The organism is Methanosaeta sp. UBA356, from assembly GCF_002496465.1.
Taxonomy (GTDB): Archaea; Halobacteriota; Methanosarcinia; order Methanotrichales; family Methanotrichaceae; genus Methanothrix; species Methanothrix soehngenii.
The window spans coordinates 1-6,816 of record NZ_DAKC01000073.1; the positions used below are offsets into that span (position 1 = coordinate 1).

General features: G+C 51.4%; 5 protein-coding genes. 3 read left to right on the forward strand and 2 right to left on the reverse strand.

The genetic code is table 11. The annotated features are described in order from the left end of the window. Nucleotides 1-370 precede the first annotated feature (370 nt). Both BP727_RS06440 and BP727_RS06445 read right to left on the reverse strand, forming a co-directional pair. Nucleotides 371-2,398: a SpoIIE family protein phosphatase gene (locus tag BP727_RS06440; RefSeq protein ID WP_162144994.1), complete on the reverse strand. Its 2,028-nt coding sequence runs from the start codon at nucleotides 2,396-2,398 to the stop codon at nucleotides 371-373. 865 nt (nucleotides 2,399-3,263) lie between these two features. Continuing rightward, nucleotides 3,264-3,446, reverse strand: a complete 183-nt coding sequence (locus BP727_RS06445; RefSeq protein WP_048131868.1) for a hypothetical protein — start codon at nucleotides 3,444-3,446, stop codon at nucleotides 3,264-3,266. A 559-nt stretch (nucleotides 3,447-4,005) separates the two neighbouring features. Here BP727_RS06445 and BP727_RS06450 point away from each other — a divergent pair. The 3 genes from BP727_RS06450 to BP727_RS06460 all read left to right on the forward strand — a co-directional run bounded on the left by BP727_RS06450 (nucleotide 4,006) and on the right by BP727_RS06460 (nucleotide 6,807). Beyond that, a complete protein-coding gene (locus tag BP727_RS06450) occupies nucleotides 4,006-4,266 on the forward strand; it encodes a transporter suffix domain-containing protein (RefSeq protein ID WP_273271716.1) in 261 nt (86 codons plus the stop codon). A 30-nt stretch (nucleotides 4,267-4,296) separates the two neighbouring features. Continuing rightward, nucleotides 4,297-4,992: a dihydrofolate reductase family protein gene (locus BP727_RS06455; RefSeq protein WP_013718784.1), complete on the forward strand. Its 696-nt coding sequence runs from the start codon at nucleotides 4,297-4,299 to the stop codon at nucleotides 4,990-4,992. Nucleotides 4,993-5,544: 552 nt separating this feature from the next. Continuing rightward, the gene (locus tag BP727_RS06460) at nucleotides 5,545-6,807 is read left to right on the forward strand and encodes a pyridoxal phosphate-dependent decarboxylase family protein (RefSeq protein ID WP_286857944.1); all 1,263 of its coding nucleotides are present in this window, start codon (nucleotides 5,545-5,547) and stop codon (nucleotides 6,805-6,807) included. The last annotated feature ends 9 nt before the right edge of the window (nucleotides 6,808-6,816 follow it).

Here is a 6,816-nt window from a genome sequence, read left to right on the forward strand (position 1 = left end):
GATGCGATGCCTAAGCGGCCCATTACTGTAGGCAGCTCTATTATTTAAAGCTTGCCTTTCAGCGAGCTTTGTTCTGCATCCAGTATTGGCCCATCGCCAAAGGAGTTTCTCCTATTTATATTTTGTGACCTTTGCGAGATTCATCTGAGCAATCCTCAAGTGAATTCGCGGATCAGGCCAAAAGGATGAACTCTTTCGGCTCCGAGTTGTGATCGAAGTTCCTATTTAAGGATTTCGCCATTCAAACATTCCGGTTATGATCGGAGCCAAATGACGATCCAGTGAACCCACCACATCGGCCTCTACCCCATTCAGACAATGCTATTTAAAGTTGCCGCAAACAGGCTAAATGCCTGCTTCCTTCGCCAATTCATCTTCGCTTGATAACTATCATAGCGAGATCAACTGGATTCATTGACCCCACCGAGAAACCCTGAATCTCCTTCTCTGCGATCCATAGAATCTCCTCTGCGGATAGAGTGCGATTGTTTATGACCAGATTAATGAGCCTCTCCAATCCGAAAGGCTCCCCATCTTCGTTCTCGGCCTCGACAACCCCATCAGAATATATGACCATGACATCCCCAGGTTGAACGGGTATGCACGTCTCCTCCAACTCCAGCCGATCTAGCATGCCCAATGCTATTCCTCCTCCACCCAGCGTATCCACCATACCACCAGGATCAACGATAAAAGGCGGATTAAAACCGGCATTCACATACTCTAAGATATGATTGGAAGGATCAAGGAGGGCATAAAAGCAGGCCAGATTCGTGCCCCGACCGTACTGGCTGATCTGAGAGTTGAGCTTGCTTATGGTATTGGATGGCCCCATCTTTTCCGGACAGGCGCGGATGAGAGCTCGCGACATAATGGCGAGCATGGCCGCCTGAATCCCATCTCCTCCCACTCCCGCCATGGCCAAGGCGATCTTATCATCCATTCTAGAGACATCATAAAGATCGAAACGATTCGTGCTTGAGGGATTGTAGAGAGCCTCGATCTCATATCCCTCCTCCTCAGGAAGAACGGAAGACACTAAACTGAGCTTTACCTCATCGATAAAGTCGGTCTTCATGCCCGAGCCGCTCAGCTTGAGGGCATCTGTATCCAGAGCAGCTGCGTAATGCTTCAGGTCTGATGCCATGCTGTTGAAGGCCCAAGCCAGATCCGCCAGCTCTCCTGAGGTATTCGCCCGGACATCGAAATCTCCTCGCGAGATCTTCTCCGCCATCCGGGCTAAAGAATCGATGTCCTCCTCAATCCTCCTGCCAATCAGGAATCCTGCTCCCAGCACTGCAATGACGGTTATGGCAAAAGCACTGAGGGCCATATCCCTTACTCTTCGCGAGGAGTCGCTCAATCCCTGGGTCGCACTGCTAGCCACCTCCTTGATGCCGGCATCGATGAACCGGGCGGGAAGGCTCATCTCCTCCGAGGCATAAGCAATGCCCAGGATCCAGCCAGGGGTGGTTATGGGCGAATATGCCACATATCCATCATCTCTCCCCAAAGCAACAATGGCAGATCCAGAGCTTCCTTTAAGCATCTTCTTTGCTACTGCCCTTACCTCAGGACTGGCAGCCTCAGATAGGTTTTCCGAGCCGAATATGATATTTAGTGGCTCGTCCGGCTTGTTATTGGACCGAGCTACTATCAGGCCAGTCCCGTCGATAATGAATGGATAGCCTCTGCCTCTCATCATGGAGAGATCTGTGAAGATGGACTCGATTGACACATCCATCCCCATGATGCCCGCGAATTCGCCCTCTCGGAAGAAGGGTGTGGTGATCGTCATCATCCTGTCGCCCTCATCATTCTCATAGGGTCCTGTCCAGATGGTCTTCTTTCTGGATTTGGCCAATGCATAATTGGGCGTGTCCTTGTAGCTGAATGGAGCAGTACTCTTCAAGGAATCAGTGCTATAAGGCCAGGTGACCAGCACCCCGTCTTCTGTTCCAATGTAGGAGAGGGTGAGCACAGGCTCGGTCTCATGCAACGACTGCATGACCCTTGCAGGAACGCACAAGGATCTTATGGTGGCATTCCTCATCCCAGGAGTGAAATTTGAGCTGGTTGGCGCAATCCATATGCCAGGCGGAACGCAGCTATCGCTCTCCGAGAAGCTGCTGGCATAACTGGCCACCAGCTCATTCTGATGAGCCAGACTCCCGAAGAACTCGTTATACTGATTGGCCTTGGCAATGGCGAGCTGAACCTGATCAGCCTCATTGGGCATCACCAATAGAGCGGAGCGGTTCAGGGATACGCTGAGTTGTGTTATGTTCTCTTGAACATCACGGGATGCCTGATCCATCTCAAGGAGAGAAACGATGCCCACGTAAAAGAGCGGCAAGAGGGCAAAGGCTGCCAAAATCACGAAAATCTTGAATCCCAATCCTTTGATGCCAGCCATTCTTTCCATTTTTCTTTTTAAACCCAGACGTCAGCAGCTCATTCTTCGCTTTATCTCTTCATATCTATTATCAAATCGCTACCACTTTGCCATCACTGCGGCTATCATTTCAGAGCCCTGGGAGGGCAGCAGCATACGATGGTGTTGATTGATCTGATGGTATAAGCTTTTTCTCTCCCTTTTTTTCATAATTGCTATATGTTTTCTCCACCGTTTTCATGCATGCCCCCCATACAATATAAAGGCCGCGTCATCCAACTGATTGCCCCCTCTGCAGCTGATGTAGAAAGACATCAAAGATCGCCGAAAACGCGGGAGCTCCCCTTTCCAAATATCTCCTTTCTGTGATCGAGGCCGCCCGGGAAAGACAATACAACCCGGCCGAAGAGGAATAACTCTTCAACAGCAATCGAAGAGCTGAGAGAAGAGAATGACAGGCTGAAAGAAAGGCTGTACATCCAGACCCAGCTTTCGGAGAAATACAAAAGAGAGGCAAAGCGCCTCCAGGAGGTTGCAATGAATGCTGCTAACTTCCAGAGAACGACAGATTGACCGGGAACTCCTTGCGGTGCTCCGACGAGGACCGAGACATGACTATCAGCTCCTGAGGGCCCTCGGAATCCAGCCGTCAGACTGAGATCTGATGCGGGCTGTGAATGAGCAACGGGAGCCGCTGGAGATGCACGGCGTCAGCAATTAGATTTAGCGATAAGCCAATAGCTTCTCCCTTTTTTGTAGAGACCTTTATTAAAGCTCACAAACGAGGAGCGATGGTCGAGAAATATAACCCTTTCCACCTTCACCTCGACCTGAGCCCGCCGCATGGCAAGAGAAGCTCTGCAGTTGCTCAAGGCTTAATATAGGCATTCAATCCGAGGGTAATCGGCTTATCATCAACTTTAGCGGTAGTAACGATATTCCCATGTGTACTTGCAACAACAAGGGTTTTGCCGGACGACGATGGGGTTGGTTTTTCCAGGTCAATTTCTATGAAGAGCTTATTTTCCTTGATTTCTACTTTCAGAGTCATACGAGTTCTCCTAGTGGCCATCTTTTAGACATGCTCATCTATTACCCTTTCCCTAAGAGATCTTCAGACATTTTTCGATGATTTTCGCGCTGCAACCATGAGGCTCCTTTTCTTTAACGGTTGAGCGATCCTTTAGTTGCATGCTCGGGTCGTTGCCTCCAGAAGGATAATCCTCCATCCGAGTAATTCGAACTCTTCTCGCAGATCCGCAAGGTTTCAAATGTGGCAGTTCCAATGTCTTTTGGCCGCTCTATATCCAGCCAACGAATTTCCCGGGGCAGCAAAGCCGGCTGCCAGAGATCGGCCTTCCGTTATTCAGCAGATCTTAAGACAGCTCCGCCAGCCTGATGTCGGGATCCTCTGCCTCTTCCGGTTATCCCGCCGTGCCCGCCATCATATCCCTGGCCCAACGCCGATCCGCCGCCTGGGATAGGGCGTCATGAATCAAACCAGGACGAGATGTATCACCCTGACGGCTCCGGCCTTGTACTCTTCGATCCCAGCAACATCCTTAATGCTAGAATTCAAGTGCTTTCAGAGCCACTAGGATGTGGGACCCATGAAATATGATGCTCAAATTCTGAAGCGCTGGTTGGGAATGGCCCTATTCATTCTCTCCTTCGCCTTCTACGGATTCCTGCTTCTCGTGCCGCTCACCCCGTTCTCCGCTGAGGGCAAGATAGCATTCTCCGCCGCCGTGGTCGTTTTAGCGGAGGGTTCATTCTGGCTCTCGGTCCTCATCCTGGGCCGCGAGGCGATAGCAAAGTATCGGAAAGTCGATTGGCGATCCCGCCTTTCCGGATTGCTGAAAAAGGTTTAAACCAGCGTGTGCAAGAGGGTGGCTGATCTTATGTTGCCCCGTGTAATTTTGCATAATGCCGTCAGCCTGGACGGCAGGATAGACGGCTTTCCCATGGACCTGCAACAGTACTACGAGCTGATTTCCATATGGAAGGAGGATGCCACACTTGCCGGATCTCACACCTTTCTCCAGGCCGCGAGCGTTGCCCCGCCGGAAGATGAGAGCGCTTTTGTCCCGCCTAAAATGGATCCGGGCGACAAGAGGGCGATTCTGGTCATCCCTGACAGCCGCGGGCGCATACGCACCTGGCATTATCTGAGGACTCTTCCCTACTGGCGCCATTTTGTGGCCCTGTGCTCAAAGTCAACGCCCGATGATTATCTCGAATATCTCAAACAGAGGCATATCGACTGCATAGTCACCGGCGAGGATCATGTGGACCTGAGGACGGCCCTGGAGGAGCTGTGCTCTCGCTATGCCGTAAGGGTGGTGCGGGCGGATGCGGGCGGCACATTGAACGGCCTGCTCCTCCGCCAGGGGCTGGTAAATGAGGTAAGCGTGCTCATCTATCCCAGCCTCGTAGGGGGAGAGACGACGAGCAGCATCTTTCGCGCCCCCGACCTGCCGGCCGCCGCGGATGGGGCTCCTGGCCAGGGGGCAGAGGGCACGATCTCGCTCCAACTCATGAAGACAGAGAAGCTCAAAGGTGATGTGATGTGGCTGCGCTATGAGGTCCGGCGATAGCCTGGCGGGAAATGCGGCCCAAATGAAGTCTTTAAATAGAATTCTTCCGCCTTCCTCCCTCCATGCCATGACACTGCATCATTTACCGCCTTGGCCACCATGGGGCAGCCAGCAAGATATCATTCGCCTTCTCTCTAAGTTGAGAGACTGCCTTGCCGTCATCATGCAACTGCCTGCATAGCTGCTCATAGTTTGTAAAGTGGTGCCGCCCATAGCTGAGCAACTGCTGAAATGAAGGGCGTGGGGTGTTGTAGTGCCTGGCAACTTCGTTATAGAAATCCCTTGGTGTAGACGTTATTTTGACATGGCAGTTATAAGCCCGAATAAGGGATTTGGAGTCGTATGATGGTTTTACAGGCATGTTTACCAATCTTTCTTAATCAGCCACGTTGCAGACCAGGATCTTAAAAGTTCTCATTGCCTTAATCCTATGTGCAAGAATAAATGAGATGATAGGAGTGAATCTATCAGAAGTAGCAGGGATAGACGCGAGTAATTTCTACCCTCTGCAAATCACTACCTTGAAAATACGCTTAGGAGGAGAATATGATCATGAAGGAGACCGATGTGATGCCAGGAAAATCGGCAGAAGAATCTCTTGACCCTGAGGACTGGGAATCCATGCGCATGTTAGGCCACCGAATTCTAGACGACATGATGGACTATCTGGAGACGCTGCGGGACCGACCAGCCTGGCAACATGCGCCGGTTGATGTAAAGGCACATTTTGCGGGATCTCCCCCCGTTATCCCCCAAACACCAGAAGAGATCTATCAGGAGTTCACCCGGTACATACTGCCTTACCAGATCGGCAACAACCATCCGCGTTTTTGGGGCTGGGTAGCTGGAACCGGAACCGTGATGGGGATGTTTGCGGAGCTGATATCGGCTGCAACTGATGCCGTTAGTGGCTCCTTTTCCTACCTCAGCAACAACTACGTGGAGATGCAGGTTCTAGACTGGTGCAAGACTATGCTTGGCTACCCTGCCACTGCCAGCGGCCTTATTACAAGTGGATGCTCCGCTTCGAACCTCATCGGATTAGCAGTAGCTCGAAATGCTAAAGCCCAGTTTGACCTGCGAAGCAAGGGCATGCGGGCTGCACCGCAGCTAATGACTCTCTACTGCTCAGAAGAAGCTCACTCATCGATCCAGAAAGCTGTTGAGCTGCTCGGCTTTGGAAGCAGAGCGCTCCGCCGCGTACCTGTAAACGAATCCATGCAAATCGACCTGGAATCCTTAAAGGAAGCAATCAAGACCGATCGCGAGGGTGGGTACCATCCAATTTGTGTTGTTGGAGTCGCTGGAACTACCAACACCGGAGCCATTGACGATCTTGAGGCTCTTGCAGAAATATGCAGTAAGGAGGGTTTGTGGCTGCATGTCGACGGTGCATTCGGTGCATGGGCGGCCATAGCACCGAGGTCGAAACACCTTGTCGCCGGCATAGAAAGAGCTGACTCTCTGGCGTTCGATCTCCATAAATGGATGTACCTGTCGTATCCTATCGGCTGCGTGTTTATTAGAGACGCCGATGAACACCGTCGCACGTTCTCACTGACACCGACGTATCTCGCACACGGTGAAGGAGAGCGCGGATTGACAGGTATCGACGTGCCCTGGCTCTCTGACTACGGTTTTGAACTGTCGCGCGGCTTTCAAGCTCTCAAGGCATGGATGACTATTAAGGAACAAGGCACAGAGAAATATGGACGCCTCATCCAACAGAATATCGACCAGGCTCATTATCTAGCTAGCTTGGTCGAGAAATCTCCTCAGCTTGAGATGGCATTGCCAGTTTCGCTTAGTTGTTGACGCAAAATA